The organism is Ktedonobacter sp. SOSP1-85 (genome assembly GCF_016587415.1).
Classification (GTDB): Bacteria; Chloroflexota; Ktedonobacteria; order Ktedonobacterales; family Ktedonobacteraceae; genus Ktedonobacter.
Map to the genome: position 1 here is coordinate 6,245,274 of NZ_BNJI01000001.1, position 16,758 is coordinate 6,262,031.

Consider the following 16,758-nt stretch of genomic DNA (forward strand, 5'->3'; position numbering starts at 1 on the left):
AGAATTGCTCTATAGTAAAGAGCGCAATGCACCTATCTATAGGGAATAGCGCGATAGTTGGTTGCTAGAAAAGGCAGGGAAACAGTCTATGCTTCCATTCCCTCTCATCATCTTACGCCTCTGTGTGGCCTTGCTCCTGGGAGCCACTATCGGCTGGGAGCGCGAGAATCGAGGTCAGGCTGCCGGGATGCGCACGAATGCCCTGGTTGGGCTGGGTTGTGCCTTCTTTACCCTTATTTCTGGCTATGGCTTTTATGATCTGCTGAATAGACAACATATCCAGCTAGACCCAACGCGTATCGCCTCCTACGTGGTTGCGGGCATCGGTTTTCTGGGTGGCGGCGCGATCTATATCAGTAAGGATCATCAACATGTCAAAGGGCTGACATCCGCCGCCGCAATCTGGGTAGTCGCCGCGATTGGCATGGCCTGTGGTGTGGGTATGCTCTGGGAAGCCCTTGTGGCAACCGTTATTGCCTTATTTGTCTTGATTGCGCTGCGCTACCTGGAGCGAACACATCTTCTGGGCCTGGCACCTTTAAACTACACTATTGATATGACGTTCTCCGCCCAGACCGATACCTCTAATCTGGCAAATGCTATTCATTCTATCTGTGCTCAACAGAAGATAGAGCTGAAGATGCTCCATCTTCAGCAGCAGCAAGCAGGCCAGCAGGTGCACCTGGAATGCATTGCACCAGGGACGCTGCATATGACAAAAGCGCTGGATCAATTGCGGGCTATTCCTCATGTCCAGGAGATCACCATGATTCTGGATCGAGCTGAGAAATATGCACCCACGTAGACAAGAACCTCTGTTCTCTGCTAGATCCAGGCCCGCCTGGGACATGAATCGCTAGCCACCACGGGCCGCTATCTCGCTGTACTCAAACAGGCAGACAACAGGCATGCCGACACGCTTGCCTCACTCTTCGGCCTCTCCTAGCGGCTTTTGTCATTTTTGCTGGTGAGTTCTTGCAGTTTGGCCTTATCACCGAAGAAGACGTTGAGATCAACAAAGCCGGGGACGCCGGGAATATGCCCGCGACTACTATACTGCCAGAAGGTCCAGCCATTCTTCTGGCTCCACTGGGCTGGCATAAGGATATCGCGTATCCAGATGGCATAATTTGTAAAGTTGCCTTTGATATACTCGTCGTAGCGAGTGTGATCGGTATAGATAATGGGCTTGACCCCGTAGTAGGCCTCTATACGGTCCAGAAAGACCTTGATTTCCTTCAGCATAATCGCGTGGTCCGGGCCAGATACCTCCAGGTCCAGTACAGGTGGAAGCATATCTGCCTCTTTAGGCACCATGCTGATATAGTTATCAGCCTGCTCAGCACCAGTTCGATACTCGGTGTAGTAGTGATAGGCGCCTCGAAGGATGCCGTATGTCCTGGCGCCTTGCCAGTTGGTTTGAAAGAATGGGTCTTTATAATATTTGCCCTCGGTCGCCTTCATAAACACAAATGTATAGGTGCCAGTCTGTGACACGAGTTTCCAGTCAATCTTTTGCTGGTAGCTTGAGACATCTAAGCCCCGCACCTGGTAACTGGACGCGAAGAGAGCGTTTGGCCAGAGCAGACCTGTATAGAGCAAGAGACCCAGCGAAAGTAGGCAGAGAAATGGGAGGATGAGAAGAAGGATGATGCGTTGGCGGTACTTCAAGATGTTCTTCACAGCCGACCTCCAATGATTGCATATATAAGCATCATACCATACGACCACTATACTCTACCCGCATCTTCTGGGTCAGGTAGCCATAGCGCTCGCGCACGGCTTATTGCCAGGAAAACAACTCCACTGAAGCCTGGATGCGCGAGGAAAAACTGTCGCGCCCCCAACCCTGCCTGGCCTCAATCGTAATGCTTAGCCTGCGCCCAGAGTACCGCGAATGGTACCTTCGCCTTCGGCTGCCGCAAGATCAGGATAGGAGCATGATTCTCAAAGTCTACACAATCATCGCAGGAAGTCCTGGCGGCCAATGTCACCGAGTTGAACCCCTGTGCAGCGTCCTGGGGAGAAATATTGATCGTGATGATGACCTGGCCGGTACACCCTTGCGGTCCCCAGAGATAGAAGGCGTTGTGTCCGCTGATCGGTGGGGGCAGATGATAGCGCCCACCGAATTGCACGAGCGCACCAGCCTCACCATAATTGGAGGTAAAGATGCAGGCAACCCGCTGCTCATCCATTGGTAGGCTGTGATATACCTGAGCAATCAACGCGATCTGTCCCTCCCAGCCAAAGCGATCCGCCAGGGCTTGTGGCAAGCCGTCGATATCACCTGCGTCCTGCTGCGACCCTGCGTTGCCACCCTTGCCATAAATATGTCCATACACGGCGGGTGGCAACACTGGCATCACCGCGGGGGCCAGCAGCACCGCACTCACGACCAGCAGCACGGGGTAGGCCGCGACCCACCTTGGCCAGCGCACCCGCCACTGACCGAGCAGCACCGCCCCACCAGCATACAAAGGTGGATAGGCTGGTGCCAGAAAATAGATTTTCCCCTGAATCGCGCTGAAGAGAACGAAGAGGATGAGATACGCCCACCCGAAGACTCGAAAGCGCGCACCGCGTGCGGAGAAGAAGTACCACAGTCCTGCCCCCCACAAGAGCACCGAGAGGGGATTCATGCCGAGGATCTGGTTGATCAGGAAATCGAGGGGCGACCCACCTGCACTGTGATTTTGGGAATAGCCCGCCCAATACTGCACCGACGCCCAGCCATTCGTGGCATTCCAGATCAGGAATGGCAAGACGAGAGCGAAGGCGATCAGGCCCCCAAACACCGTCCAGCGAGTGAACAGCAGGCTGCGTTGTCGGGTCAGCAGCAATCCGAGGATCAGTGCGAACCCCCAGAAGAGGATGGTCTCCTTCGTCAATAATCCCAGGCCAGCCACCAGGCCGAACGCGAGGAAGTCGCGGGGGCGTTCATCGCGCAGCAGGACGATGAGGATGGTGGCAGAAGCCGACCACCAGAATACATCGAAGACATCGTAAGTGTAGATTGAGCCGTTTGCCATCAGGACGAGGGCCGTCGCCGATCCCAGGGCAGCGAGTCCCTGGACCCACCTCGTGCCGCCGAGGAGCCGGGCCATCAGTCCGGTCAGGATGATCGTCCCGGCACAGACCAGGGCCGAGATCACATGGATGGCCCAGAGGGCATTGCCGGTGAGCAAGCGGGGAATCAGCGTGATCCAGGGAACTAGCGGCGGGACATCCACATAGCCAAAGGTGGGATGTTGGCTCATTGCCAGAACATAGAGTTCATCCCGGAAATACCCGTAATTGTCGCCGACCAGGATATGGGCCAGAAACGAGATGCCAGCGATGATCAGCACGGCGGGAGCGAGGTCGGCGCGGCGAAGGAGGGTGGTGATGCTGGCACGTAGGGATGAAGCAGCGCGCATGGCAACCACTTTTGCCGATTGAGAACCGCCTCTCAGTGTGAGTCCCATGAGAAAAGATCCTTTCGCGAAAAAGACATCAAGCAACTGTGTAAATCCACCTCACAAGCTTTCTCCTCCAACCACGTCCCAGCCCGTCTTTCCCCTGGCCCATCGAGGCTCGGTATGTGAGGTCTGGGTTTTGCGTAAAGAGTTCGTCCAGAGCAAAAACGCCGCCGAGATAGAGCTGATAGAACTCTTGCAAGTGGGGAATCTGCCCGACAGTGGAAGCGTTTGACAATCTCCTGGTCGCGTGATAATTGTACCATTCTCTTCACCTTCCTTACCAATGTGCTTCTGCCGGAAAAGAGTCTTGACCACATATGCCAGCCTCACATAAAAGGTAAATATCAAGGATCTATTTGGTCGCTTTAAAATAGTAGTAACATCAGAGTAAGATGACGATCTCGCGAAGAGTGTGATCGATCAGGAATATGTTGTGTTTGATAGAGGCGCTACTGAGTATACAGGCAGTATGTATAGAGGTGGATGAATGATTTAGTTGGAGGGGTATGCTTGCTATGTAAGGGTATGCAATAGATGACCTGCCCATCACTCATGTACTGTGACTGTTTGCCTCACTTTCCGCGAATGCCAGAAAGAGGGAAGATCTCCCGCCTCTTCTCTCTTTCTGGTATTTTTTTGAGCACTTGGCGGTAATAGACGGGCTATGGTATGATCGACGTGAATTCTCAGAGTCTTTTCTTGGAGGAAGGGATCGCGTTGTGTATTTAAAACGCCTGGAAATGCTTGGCTTCAAGAGTTTTGCCTCGCGTACGGTTCTGGAGTTTAGTCCAGGGATTACGGCGGTGGTGGGACCCAATGGGTCGGGCAAGTCGAACGTCGCCGACGCGATGCGCTGGGTGCTTGGCGAGCAGAATATGCGCCAGCTGCGTGGAAAGAAGAGCGACGATATTATTTTTGTGGGTGGACAGGGGAAGGCGGCGCTGGGTATGGCCGAGGTATCACTAACCATTGATAACAGCACGGGCTGGGTGCCCTCAGATTATAGCGAGATTACGGTCACGCGCCGTTCGTTTCGTTCGGGCGAGAACGAGTATTTAATTAATAAACAGAAGGTACGTCTCAAGGATGTCCTCTTACTGCTGGCCCAGGCCCGCATCGGACACGATTCCTATACCGTTATCGGTCAGGGCCTGATCGATGCCGCGCTGAGCCTGCGTGCCGAGGAGCGGCGTGGACTCTTTGAGAACGCGGCAGGCATTCGCCCCTTTCAGGTGCAGCGCACCGACGCCGATAACCGTCTCAAGCAGACGGAGATGAACCTGGACCGCGTGCGCGACATCGTCAGCGAGATCGAGCCGCGCCTGGGGCCGCTGGAGATTCAGGCGAAGCGCGCCGTGGAGTATAAGCAGGTCAGTGCCGAACTGCAAGAGGTGCTGTTGGCCTGGTATACCTTGCAGTGGCGGCGCCTGCGCGTCAACAGCGAGCGCACGGAGCATCTAGAACAGGAGCAGGCACGCAAGGTACGTGAACTGGAGCAGTCCTTGCAGTTCGTTGTTGACCAGGGCATGGGCTATCGCGCCACGCGCCAGCAGACCCAGGCCCGCATCGCGGAACTGCGCCGGGCCTGGAACGAGGCCAACGAGGTCGTCCAGCGTAGTGAGCGAGACCTGGCGGTCAATGAGGAACGTATTGGGGGCCTGGAGCGTCAACGGGGTGATATGCAGCAGGAGGAGCGCCGCCTGCGTGAGCGCCTGATCACCTTGCAAAAGCAGCTTATCGACCTTGAGGAGCAGTGCGACCTGGCCGACGAGGCGGTTGACGAGGGTTCGGCGAAACTGGCCGACCTGGAAATGAAAGTCTCGCGTGCGCAGAAGGAGTATGAGCTGGATGAGCGCCGTCTGCGGGCCGCGCAGAACGATCTCGTCCAGGTCCAGGCACGCCTGGGCTCCAGCCAGACCGAGCTAGGACGCTTACAGAAGCAAGTGGGCGAGCGCAACCGGACCCTGGCCGCCCGGCGCAATACCATCGCCGAGGCCCAGCAGACGCTGCGTACTCTTGAAGGAAAGCTCGTCGAGGAGCGGGCGCGTCTGCAGGCCGTACGCGACGAAGAGCAGCAGGTCCAGCAGCAGAAGCAGGGCATCGCCAAATCCATCGCCGAGGGGCAGCAGGAGATGGAGCGGCTCAAAGGCTTGATCGCGGACGCCGAGCGCAAGCGTCGCACGATCTCCGACCGCCTGAACATGCTCAAGAACTGGCGCCAGAGCCTGAGTGGCTATAGCGATGGCGTCCGTGCCCTCCTGCGCGCCCCCGTTGGCAAGCTCAATGGCATGCTTGGCCCGGTGCCGCAACTGGGTGTTGTCCCCGAGGGGATGGAGCAGGCCCTGGAGGCCGCTTTGGGACCCTATATGCAGGCCGTTGTGGTCGAGACGTTAGATAATGCCCTGGGTTGCCAGCAGTACCTGCAAAGCTCGAATAGTGGTAAAGCCATGATCGTCTGGTTGGAGCGCGATGGTGAAGACGAGGGAGGCCTGGAGGTCAGCGGCATCCAGGGCCAGGTTGAAGAGGCTGTTTTACAGCGCTTTTTGGCGCAGAAGCCCGAGTTGCAATCGCGCGTCAAGGGCTTCGCGGCGAAACTGGTCCAGTGTGAGGCACGCTACCAGCCCCTCTTTGCGCGTCTGCTGCGTGGCGTCGTCATAGCGCAGGACCTCGATGCCGCGCGCGAACTCCTGGACTGGGCGCTCCCCCTGAGTCTCTCCTCCGTCAGTGACCTTCCTTTTACCTCCATTGTCACGCTGAAGGGCGATGTCCTGCACGTGGATGGCTGGCTCTCCGGTGGTGCGAGCAAGGGCGGCGCGCAGCAAGGGCTACTTGCCTATGAGCGCGAATTGCGCGAGCTTCCCCTGCAACTCGATGAGCAGAAGGAGCAGCTCGATGGCCTTAATGCCTCGCTCAGCGAGGTGCAGCGCGCCCAGGAGGGGCGACGTGTCGAGCAGAACGCCCTCGATAAGCAGCTCCAGAAGCTCTCAGCTCGCGCTAATGAGCAGAATAAGATTGTGACGAACACACAGCGCGATCAGGAGCGCTCGCAGACCGAGATCAGGCTCTCAGCCTCCATTGAGCAGCAGCTCGCCGCCGAGGTCGCGGGCCTGGAGCAAGAGGTCGTCGCGGGCCAGGAACGTGTTCAAGCGCATGAGAAGAAGCAGCGTGAGATGTCTGGCCTGGTGGAGGAGCTACAGTACGAGATGGAGGAGCGGGCCACCTCCTATCGTCGCCAGCAGGATGAGCTAGGCCGGGCGCGCACAGCCCTCGCGGTCAAGCGCCAGGAGGCCAAGGCCCTGCGCCAGCAGCTCGCGCAGCAGAACACACAGGCCCAGGATCTCAAGGCGCAGATTGGTCAGCAGGTGGCGCGCGCCAAAGAGCTTGAGCAACGCCAGCAGCAGTTGCGTGAGAGCATCGAGGGCCAGCGCCAGCAGTTGGAGCAGGCCCGTATCCAGGCCAAGGCGCAGCAGACACAGCTACATGAGGTCGAGGGACAACTGGCCCAGGTTGAGCAACAGATCGCCAGTATCGAGCAGCAGCGCAATCGTATGCAGCGCGAGATGAGTGAGCAAGAGGGCGTCTATCGTAAGGCCCTGCTCGACAGCCAGAAGGCGCGCGATGCCATCGAGACCTTACTCGAACAGTTGCGTGACGAGATGGGCATCGAAGATCCCCAGGAACTGGCGCGGCAGGCCGAGCGTATCGAGAGCATCGAGACCGAGTCTACGCCAGGCACCAACGGGAGCCATCCCGCCGCGCCAGAGGCAGATGGGAGTCTCACCGAAGAGGAGGAGGCGCACCTGCGCAAGCTACGGCGGCGCGTAGACGCCCTGCGCAGCCGTCTCAAAGCCATGGGCGGCTGTGACGAGAATGCCCCTCAACTCTACGAGGAGACGAAGACGCGCTACGAGTTCCTGACCTCGCAGATCACGGACCTCGACCAGGCCGCGCTCCAGCTCCGCACCATCATCGATCAGCTTGACGCCACCATGGCCCGGCAGTTTGAGGCCACCTTCCAGGCCGTCAACGCCCGCTTCCGCGAGCACTTTACCACCCTCTTCAACGGTGGTAGCGCCCGCTTGGAGTTGATCAGCACCAAGGGCAGCGAAGAGGAGGGCGCTAGCTCGGCCCCGCCCACGAGCATGCCCGCTGGTGTCGAGGTAATTGTCCAGCCACCTGGAAAGAAGGTGCAGGACCTCTCGCTGCTCTCGGGTGGTGAGCGTGCGCTGGTCTCGGCGGCGCTGCTCTTTTCCCTTCTGGAGATCAATCCGCCGCCTTTCTGTCTTCTCGACGAGGTCGATGCCGCGCTCGACGAATCCAATGTCGCGCGCTTCTGCGACATTCTCAGACAACTGGCGCAGAAGACGCAGTTTATCGTCATCACGCACAACCGCGTCACCATGACCGCAGCCCAGGTCATCTATGGCGTCTCCATGCGCGACAGCGTCTCGCGCATGCTCTCCATCCGCCTCGAAGAGGCCGTCGCTGTCCACGAACGCTAAATAACCTGTTCTGGTTTAAGGTGTGGGGCGTCCTGCCAGCCTGCGGGCTGGCAGGACGCCCCACACCTTAAACCAGAAATACTTTGTACGAAATCTGCTAACCACTCCGGCCTATAGTTTCATGGGCCAGGCGTGCAATATCTTCACTGATGGCATACCAGCGCTGCCAGCGTCTCAAGGCACCCTGAACCCATTCGTTTGTCGTGTCTTTTGCCAGGAGCGAGAAGAACCACGCAAGCCGCCAGGCCACGCTGAAACGAACAGCCTCTAATAGGGCTTTGGGTTCATAATATCCTGGTGATGGCGGTCTGAAAAAAACAACTTCATTCATTGAAATGTTCCATCTGACGTTCTAGGTGCTAGAAATGGTAAGTTTTAGCCCTTACCTTCATCCATAATGCTCCCTCTTTCATGTTACAATACAAGAGTTCGAGGCCGACGTAATCGGTCTCGAAGAAACGCGAAGGAGATTTTTCCATGTCTTTTGAGTTAGACTCGAACAGGACAGCATTGGTTGTCATTGATATAATGAAACGAGTGTTCTCCTGGGAAAGTCAGCCCCATCCCATCCAGGAAGTAGTGAGTCAAACAACGCGTTTGGTCAATGCATTTCGACAGGCAGAAAGTTTTGTCGTTCTTGTGCGTGTTGCTTCAGTTGATGGTAAAGATTTTCTAGATCCGATTACTGATCCTCTACCCAGCACACTGCTTCCCCATGCACTGGCTGAAGAACCGGAGGACTGGTCAGATATTCTTCCAGCGCTGGGATCTCACCCATTGGACCATCTGGTGACGAAACATCAATGGGGAGCATTCTTTGGTACCGACCTGGATCTTCAGCTCCGTCGTCGGAATATCGACACGATTGTCCTTTGTGGTATCTCGACCAATATTGGCGTTGAGACCACCGCTCGTGAAGCCTATCAGCATGGCTACAACCAGGTATTTGCAACCGATGCTATGAATGCGTATTCAGAAGAAGAACATAGGCATACTTGTACCTATATCTTGCCGAGAATGGGTCGCATCCGCTCAACTGACGAAATTGTAGCAGCAGTATCTGGCGAACCAAAGGCATCACGCGACCAGGTCTGAACTAGTAAAGGCCAGGTAATGTGAGCCGGGTTCTACCGACGTATGCCTCTATGCTGGATTTCACTAGAGGTAAGAATAAATGATTTCAATTGTCTTAAAAAAAGAATAAGGAGCTGTTACGTCAGATGAAACAGATTACTCTTCGCCAATCCCAAAATTCCGATGTTGAGACAATTGCTAATTTACGGGCGATTGTACTACGTAATGATTTAACTAGGTTAGGACGGTTTGATGAAGAGAAGGTTCGCCAACGCTTCCGTAATACATTTGACTCAGTTCATACTTGGATCATTGAGGCAGATTCTTCTTTTGTTGGCTGCATAGCTTTTAAACCGACGTTAGATGGTTATTTATTGGAACATTTTTATATTTATCCCAATTACCAAGGTAAAGGGGTCGGTAGTCAAGTATTAAAAAATCTGCTTGAACAAAATTATGTAAAAGGAAAACGTGTAACATTAAATGTCTTACAAGGAAGTTCTGCTAGACGTCTTTATGAACGGTTTGGTTTTAAAGTTGAAAGTGAGGATCTCATAGACGTTTACATGTCTGTGAAAGTAGAGGAAAATTCCAGAACCGTCGAAGGAATGTAATATTGCTCTCCTTAAAGTGGAATTTTCGCTCTGTTTCAGCTTAGAGTAAGAAAAAACGCCAAGCCAGACTCGATTCAGGGCTTAGCGTATATTTTCGGTAAAATGTTGGTGGGACCCCAGGTATGGGTGAGTCTCCCATTTGCCAGGCAACAATGGCGTAGGGTGCGTACGTCAGTAGCGCCCTTCTACAGCTCCTGCAACGCTTTAACCAGTGTGTCGATCTCCTCTTCGGTGTTGTAGAAGCCGGTGGAGATGCGCAGGGACCGGGTTTCGGGGATGTTGCGGATCAAGATGTTGCGCTCGCGCAGGGCGGTGACGATCTCTTCGTCGGACTTGCCTTCGATAGTGAAGGAGAGGAGACCGCTGGCGCCGGGCGTGGGTGTGAGCAGGATCAGGCCGGGGATGCTTTGCAGGGCCTGGCTGGCGTAGATATTGAGCTGACTGATGCGCTCGAACATCCACTGATGTCCGACTTCCTTTTCAAACCATTCCAGGGAAGCGCTCTGGCCTGAGATGGCCGCCGTCTGTCTGCCCCCCAGCTCGAAGCGCTGCGCACTCTCGATCAAGGCCCAATCGCCGTGAAAGTTCTTGGCCGACCAGTAGCCGACGTAGGTTGAGGTGATATGCTTGAGCGCTTCTCGGCTGGCGAAGAGACCACCCGTGCCCTCGGGACCGCAGAGCCACTTCTGCATGGGAATGGCGTAGAAATCGGCCTCAAGTTCTTGCATATCCAGGGGAATGGCCCCGGCGGACTGAGCACCATCGATGAGCACGGGAATATTGTGTTCGTGCCCCAGGCGATTGACGGCGCGTACATTGAGCACGGCACCCGTGGTCCAGGTCACATGTGAGATGAGAATCAGGCGTGTGTGCTCGTTGATGAGCGGTGCGATAGCCTCGTCGACCGGGCGGTCGGCGTGCAGGCCCAGTTCCGCGAAGCGAATGGTAATGCCATAGCGGTCGCGGAGCTGGTAGAGTGGGGCCAGGGCGCTGATATGCTCGTGATCGGTGGTGATGACCTCGTCGCCCGCCTTCCAGTTAATGCCATTGGCGACGATGTTGAGGCCCTCACCAGTGTTATCGGTCAGAGCGATCTCTTCTTCATCGGCATTGAGTAGGCGCGCGATATTCTGGCGCGCCCGCTTATAGGTGTTGCCCGTATTCTCAAAGCTTTTGGTTCCAATACGTCCCTCCCGCAACTCGCGCTCAAAGTGGTCCTGAACGGCCTGGATACACAGAGTGGGCAGGGGACCAAAGGTGCCAGTATTAAGATAAATATTGCTTGATGTCGCGGGCAACTGCTCGCGGATGCGCTGAATGTGAGATAGGTCTGCCAACGTTTTCGCTCCTTGGATAGATAATGCGATATGCACATACTGTACGTGACTTCTCGCGCCTGCGGCGCTCGCTCTGGTATGGAGTAGCCGCGTACGCAAGGAGCGAGCTCGCTCCTTGCGTACGCGGCTACTCCATAATCAAACATTTGCATGCATTGATACTTCAGTATATCGCATAGCCACAGGTTTTAAAATACTTAACCCCTTAGATTCGCCTTGCAAGCCTGATGAGTCTATACCAATCCGTTTCTTTATTAGCCAGGGAAAGGCAGCCCGACAGCGCTGGATTATCTTTCCCTGGCTCTGCTCTCCTTCTACTTTTGCCCGATATAACGGCTGGCTAGAAGCTTGCTATAATGGCCACCGCCCACACCTACATCTACTGGGTGGTTCCCCGGTCCTTCCGATGCCTAAATTTTTTGTCGATAATGAGGGGTAATCTGTGTCCCTCTCTCTGCTTCTATGAGGCTGTATCCTTTGCAAGGTACTGTTCGCTCTGCCCCAAAGGGGTGAAGAAGAACGTGAATGCAATGCCAAGGATGAGCAAACCAACTACTGCGTAGATCAGAGCAACCTGACCAGTTTGTGCAATGACGAAGCCACCAAGCAAGGCTCCTAGTGATGCCGTTGACCAGGTCAAGACTCTAGTCACGGTAATAACACGGCCAAGCAACCGATGAGGCACCGTTGTCTGTGTCAGGCTGTATGCATGGATCAGAAAGAGAATATCTGCACCACCACGCAATGTCCATAACAGCAATAAGGCCCAATACGAGTGTGTCAGAGCCGTCAGAGCTGTCAATCCTCCCTCTATCATGAGTGCTCCCAGAGCAATCGCTCCGAGGGACCAGCGCTTATGAAAGTGCTTTGCTGTTAACGAGAGAATAACCGTCCCAAGGCTTCCGCTTGCGTACAACAGTCCAATCTGGAAATCGCTTGCAGCAAACCATTGCTTGGTAAAGAGCACCAATTGCGCACTCGACGTTGGAAGGATGAAGTTGACCAGAAGAAGCAGGAGTGTGATCCAGGATAAGATTGGATGTTTCAACACGTAGTGTAGACCCTCGATCACGTCCTGGCGTAGACTTGTTGGAGGTTTCTGCTCACTAGGACTGTTCTGAAAACTGGTGCGGATGAGCAAAAGAGAACCGGCAGAGAGAAGGAACGATGCGGCATCAATGCAGAAGAGTAGAGGAAGAGGAACAACAACAATCAACAGACCCCCCAAAAGCGGTCCGATAACTTTGGCTGTCGAGTATCCAGCTTGAATACGTCCATTGGCTGTTACAAGATCCTCTTGAGAAACGAGACTCGGGATCGCGGCAAAATTTGCGGCATCAAAGCAGATGCTCATGGTAGATTGAAGAAATGCGACGACATAGATCCACCAAACGGAGAGGAATCCCAGGAGAGCACCAAACGGAAGAGAAGCAACCATGAGCGCACGAATGATATCTGTCACTATCATCAAGCGTTTGCGATCGATTCGATCCGCCCAGGCTCCGATAATCAGACCGAAGAGAAGATACGGGAGAGTAGTGGCAGTGAGTGTCAAGGCGAGGAAAAGAGAAGAACCGGTGAGCTTGAAAATCAACAAAGGTAAAGCGAAGCTGGTAAACGAACTTCCCAAGGTCGAGATCGTTTGTCCCGTCCAGAATTTCCAGAAGTCACCGTTGTTAGTGCGTGATTCGACGACAGAAGAACGAGCAGGCATGAAATTCCCCTGATTTCAGATATAACAAAAGTGTGTGGTTTCCTCTTTAGAATAAACTGCTCTCTGCATAACTTACAAGGCAAATTCTATGCTCAAAGCATAGGCAAACTTGCGAGTTGCCTCCACTCCTTTATCTCTCTTGACATCAACTCCACAAAGATGGGCCATGATTACACCATCGTCTCACTTCAGCTTGTGGTGTGGCGTAAACGTAAGATGAAAGCTGGAATAGACATCTGCTGAGTGTATGCTGAGGAGTTGAAAATGCGAAAATATCTAAATCTCATTGCAGCTATAACCGCTGGAGCAGTTTTCGCGGGCAGATATTGGAGGAGACATGGTAAAAATCAACGTATCCATATAAGTGAGACGGAGGATGCTTATCGCCAGGCACGTCTGCGCATCCTCATACTGGGAAGTGGTTTTGGTGGACTCTCGACCGCTCTTCGGCTTGATAGGGAACTTGGACAACAAGATACGTGTAGTGTTCTGGTCGTGGATCGTGACAATGATATGCTTTTTACGCCGCTTCTGTGGTTAGTGGCCAATGGCCGCATCAGCCCTAATAATGTGGTGGTCCCCATTCGAGATTTTCAGCGGGGCAGGCGATTTCATGTTCTGCATGCCGAAATTGAGCGCATCGATCTTCAACGCAAAGAGGTGCACACCTCCGCTGGTATTCGTCCTTATGATAGGCTTGTGATTGCTCTGGGCAGTTCTACCTCTGTGCCTGATTTGCCCGGCTTACGCGCCCATGCAATTCCATTCTACACCCCCTCAGATGCCTTACTATTGCGCAATCGCCTGGTGGATGCGGTAGAGGCTGCTCATCGCACCATTGACCCCTTTGAGTGTCAGTCCTGGCTCACCTTTGTCGTTGGAGGTGCGGGAGATACCGGGGTAGAGCTGGCGGCGATTATTCATGACTACCTGCATGCTGGATTGTTTAGAGAATATCCCTGGCTTGTCGATGCTTCAGTACGTATTGTTGTCGTTGGGCGTTCAGAACGTGTTCTTCCCACCAGTAAGCCCCAGACCTCCAGCCTGATTCACTTTGTACTTGAACAGGAAGGCATCACTGTACTGACCGGACGTTCGATTACGGCGGCAAGCGAAAAGGCGGTAGAGACAACTCACGAAACCATTCCTGCTCGCACCCTCTTCTGGGCAGCAGGCATCACTGCTCCAGAGGTGGTACGTCAACTGGCCGTGCCGCAAGCGAGGAATGGTGCTATTAAGGTCGATAATTTCCTACGTATTCCTGGATTTCCAGAGGTCTATGTGATCGGAGATTCCTCCTGGGCCTATGACTCAACCACGGGTGCTCCGATTCCAGCCACGGCTCAGGCTGCCTCTCATCAGGGAGATTATGTAGGTAAGGCTATCACCCTGGAAGAATCCGGGAAGCCTGTGCCTGCCTTCCGCTATACCACGCTTGGGCACCTGGCTTTGCTTGGTCACTACAAAGGCGTTGCTGAACTTGGTCCCTGGACTTTTGATGGCGTCGTGGCGTTTCTCTTGTGGCACCTCGCGTACCTGGTGCGCAATCCATCATGGGTGAAGCGCATACGTCTCGTGGTAGACTGGGCGCTTTCTGCCATCCTTGGTCGTGATATCGGTCAATTACGGACCGAGGCCGAGGTCTATGAACGCACAAAAGTCACTACCCGCGAAGCTCGGATTGGCAAGAGTCCACTTGATAGAGGGGGCTGAAAGTCATGCTGCTATGAGATATTGTCACATGAATATGCCGAGTTATCGCTTGGCTTCATCTACGTATGAGCTATGTTACAGCTGTAGTACGAAGGAAGCGGTACATGTAGCAGTCATTACCATGGGCATCGCGGTGACGTGCGTTGCGGACATAGCCGCAGCTCTTCCAGAAAGCCTGGGCTGGAGTATTCTGTACCAATACTCCCAACCCAATCTCTGTCACCTCCGGGGAGGAAAACAGGTGGTCTTTCAGCAGGGCAGCGACCTCGCGTCCATATCCGCGTCCCTGAAATTCGCGCCGAATAATCAGTAAAGCAATCCAACCTATGCTCGCTGAAGGATGAAAAGCTGTCTCAGCGACGCCGATAAGCCTTCCTTCTCGATCAGCAATGCGCCAGGTGGAACCACCTGGCAAGGCAGACGTTTCCTGAATATCGTCTCGCACCTGGGAAAGTGACATCATTCCGGACGAATACCCACTCCAACGGAGAAACTGCGCATCGCCATTAAAAGCCGGGAGGAGTTCCTCCGCTGACTCGACACCCGCAGAGATAAGTGTAAGATTATTTCCTAGAAGATTCATGCTTAAGACTTGCTCCCTTCCTCCGGTATGCGCCAATAGATGCCTCTCTCACGTGCCAGGAGCCGAGCGCCTACTAACTCACGGCGCCAGAATGCCCAGTCTGGGTGATGACGCTTAATGATCTCATTGACTTCAGCTTCCTGGTAGCGCATCCCATACTCAAACTGGCTGGCGAACCACTTCAGAACGACGGCCCGCTTCTTCGTGTTTGTAGGAACAGCCTTCAAGCGCGCTCCATCAAACAGGTCTCGAATGACTCTCTTCTCCCACTCATCACCCTCGATACCATCAACCAGAGAGGCCATTCTCTCCTGAGTGAGAAGCAGTTTATTAACCGCACTTAATGTGGAGGTGTTGAGGCGGTAGAAATGCGTATTCCCCTCGGCCTGCATCTCGACGAGTTCCAATGTCTTCAGTTTCGTCAGGTGGTGTGAAACGGTTGGGGGCTTTAAATTCAGGAGCGTTGCCAGCTCGTCCACACTGTATTCCTGATTGGCGAGTAGCCCTAACATTTTGAGCCGATTCTCGTCTGCCAGCCCTTTAAAGAAATCGAGCATTCTCTTGAGTTCTTCCTGTCCCATGCTTCTCTCTCTTGCTGTTTTGATGTATATCGAATTAGCTAAGTAGAAGTATACTGAGATGCGAAAATTATGTCAAGAGAGGTATGTAATAGATGAGCATAGGCATGAAATGGTATATGCATGCGCATTTCCTTTGACCAGAAAGAGTCGGTAGAAACAGAAGATATGCAGAGCATACCCTAGCAGAAACGAAAAAACATCGGCACAATGGACGATGCGTATTTCTTGACACATGCAATATGATGGTATGGAAGCCAGATCCTCACAGCACCGCTTTGACTCGCCTACTTCGGGCGAGAAGGGCCAGGTACCCTCTTTTATCATTCACCTAGATGCAACAACCACAGTGCTTCGGGAGGGCAACCGGGAAGTGTTTCCCTCTTTGTTATTTCTGAAGCTCCAACGGTTTCCCGAGTAAGAAAGGGAGATGCCATGCGTATTGCCATTATTTCTGATATCCACGGGAACTGTCTTGCGTTTGATGCTGTCCTGGAAGATATTCGTCTGCGTTCTATTGATCAGATTGTTTGCCTGGGAGATGCTATCCAGGGAGGACCTCAGCCAGCCGAGACACTCCAACGTTTGCGCGAGTTGGCTTGTCCGGTGGTTATGGGCAATGCAGATGCCTGGCTGCTCACAGGTGAAGAAACCAGCCCGCATGAACAGGTCTCTTCTCAACAGATGGCTGTCAGGGAGTGGTCCCTGGCGCAATTATCAGAGGATGACCGGGTATTTATCGGCCAGTTCGCCCCCACAGTGGAGATCGCGCTGGAGACTGACAAAAAGTTGCTCTGTTTCCATGGCTCTCCTCGTTCGTTTGATGATCTTATTTTGCCGAATACCTCTGAAGAGGTCTTGCAAACACTCCTGGGAGGTTTTGAGGCGGCTCTTTTCAGCGGAGGACACACCCATACCCAGCAATTGAGGCGGCTGGGAGATGCCTGGTATGTCAATCCTGGTAGCGTCGGCCTGGCTTATAACTGGACGCTTCCGGCTGACACCTTTCATGCCGACCCCTGGGCTGAGTATGCTATTGTTACCTCTGAAGGCGGGCGGAACAATATAGAATTTCTTCATGTCCCATTTGACGTCAGGAGCCTTATCGAGCTTATCAAGGCCAGCGGCAGACCTCATCCCGAAACATCTCTGGCGTTGTACCAGGCGAAAGCATAGCAGATC

At 54.0% G+C, this 16,758-nt stretch carries 13 protein-coding genes; 6 read left to right on the forward strand and 7 right to left on the reverse strand.

What is annotated here, in order from left to right:
- Nucleotides 1-88 precede the first annotated feature (88 nt).
- The gene (locus KTE_RS26105) at nt 89-805 is read left to right on the forward strand and encodes an MgtC/SapB family protein (RefSeq protein WP_201386144.1); all 717 of its coding nucleotides are present in this window, start codon (nt 89-91) and stop codon (nt 803-805) included.
- A gap of 137 nt (nt 806-942) precedes the next feature.
- On the opposite strand, the gene KTE_RS26110 is transcribed toward KTE_RS26105, so the two are convergent.
- On the reverse strand, nt 943-1,683 hold the full coding sequence (locus tag KTE_RS26110) for a GH25 family lysozyme (RefSeq protein ID WP_201386146.1): 741 nt from the start codon (nt 1,681-1,683) through the stop codon (nt 943-945).
- A gap of 176 nt (nt 1,684-1,859) precedes the next feature.
- Nucleotides 1,860-3,467: a glycosyltransferase family 39 protein gene (locus KTE_RS26115; protein ID WP_201386148.1), complete on the reverse strand. Its 1,608-nt coding sequence runs from the start codon at nt 3,465-3,467 to the stop codon at nt 1,860-1,862.
- 713 nt (nt 3,468-4,180) lie between these two features.
- Between KTE_RS26115 and smc the strand changes: the two genes are divergently transcribed.
- Nucleotides 4,181-7,963: a chromosome segregation protein SMC gene (gene smc / locus KTE_RS26120; RefSeq protein ID WP_201386156.1), complete on the forward strand. Its 3,783-nt coding sequence runs from the start codon at nt 4,181-4,183 to the stop codon at nt 7,961-7,963.
- 97 nt (nt 7,964-8,060) lie between these two features.
- On the opposite strand, the gene KTE_RS26125 is transcribed toward smc, so the two are convergent.
- The gene (locus tag KTE_RS26125) at nt 8,061-8,294 is read right to left on the reverse strand and encodes a hypothetical protein (protein ID WP_201386158.1); all 234 of its coding nucleotides are present in this window, start codon (nt 8,292-8,294) and stop codon (nt 8,061-8,063) included.
- A gap of 146 nt (nt 8,295-8,440) precedes the next feature.
- Between KTE_RS26125 and KTE_RS26130 the strand changes: the two genes are divergently transcribed.
- Both KTE_RS26130 and KTE_RS26135 read left to right on the forward strand, forming a co-directional pair.
- Entirely contained in the window at nt 8,441-9,058 is a 618-nt protein-coding gene (locus KTE_RS26130; protein WP_201386159.1) for a hydrolase, read from the forward strand.
- A 125-nt stretch (nt 9,059-9,183) separates the two neighbouring features.
- Nucleotides 9,184-9,651 carry a GNAT family N-acetyltransferase gene (locus tag KTE_RS26135; protein ID WP_201386161.1) on the forward strand — a complete coding sequence of 156 codons (468 nt, stop codon included), beginning with the start codon at nt 9,184-9,186 and terminating at the stop codon, nt 9,649-9,651.
- Between the two features lie 185 nt (nt 9,652-9,836).
- On the opposite strand, the gene KTE_RS26140 is transcribed toward KTE_RS26135, so the two are convergent.
- The gene (locus KTE_RS26140; protein ID WP_201386163.1) at nt 9,837-10,988 is read right to left on the reverse strand and encodes an aminotransferase class V-fold PLP-dependent enzyme; all 1,152 of its coding nucleotides are present in this window, start codon (nt 10,986-10,988) and stop codon (nt 9,837-9,839) included.
- A gap of 460 nt (nt 10,989-11,448) precedes the next feature.
- Nucleotides 11,449-12,702 carry an MFS transporter gene (locus tag KTE_RS26145; protein WP_201386165.1) on the reverse strand — a complete coding sequence of 418 codons (1,254 nt, stop codon included), beginning with the start codon at nt 12,700-12,702 and terminating at the stop codon, nt 11,449-11,451.
- Between the two features lie 264 nt (nt 12,703-12,966).
- Between KTE_RS26145 and KTE_RS26150 the strand changes: the two genes are divergently transcribed.
- Entirely contained in the window at nt 12,967-14,415 is a 1,449-nt protein-coding gene (locus KTE_RS26150; RefSeq protein WP_201386168.1) for an NAD(P)/FAD-dependent oxidoreductase, read from the forward strand.
- Nucleotides 14,416-14,485: 70 nt separating this feature from the next.
- Here KTE_RS26150 and KTE_RS26155 read toward each other — a convergent pair whose 3' ends face one another.
- Nucleotides 14,486-14,998, reverse strand: a complete 513-nt coding sequence (locus KTE_RS26155; RefSeq protein ID WP_201386175.1) for a GNAT family N-acetyltransferase — start codon at nt 14,996-14,998, stop codon at nt 14,486-14,488.
- Nucleotides 14,999-15,000: 2 nt separating this feature from the next.
- Nucleotides 15,001-15,579 (reverse strand): metalloregulator ArsR/SmtB family transcription factor, encoded by a 579-nt coding sequence (locus KTE_RS26160; RefSeq protein WP_201386183.1) that lies wholly within the window; start codon nt 15,577-15,579, stop codon nt 15,001-15,003.
- A 432-nt stretch (nt 15,580-16,011) separates the two neighbouring features.
- Here KTE_RS26160 and KTE_RS26165 point away from each other — a divergent pair, with 432 nt between their 5' ends.
- Nucleotides 16,012-16,752: a metallophosphoesterase gene (locus tag KTE_RS26165; RefSeq protein WP_201386185.1), complete on the forward strand. Its 741-nt coding sequence runs from the start codon at nt 16,012-16,014 to the stop codon at nt 16,750-16,752.
- The last annotated feature ends 6 nt before the right edge of the window (nt 16,753-16,758 follow it).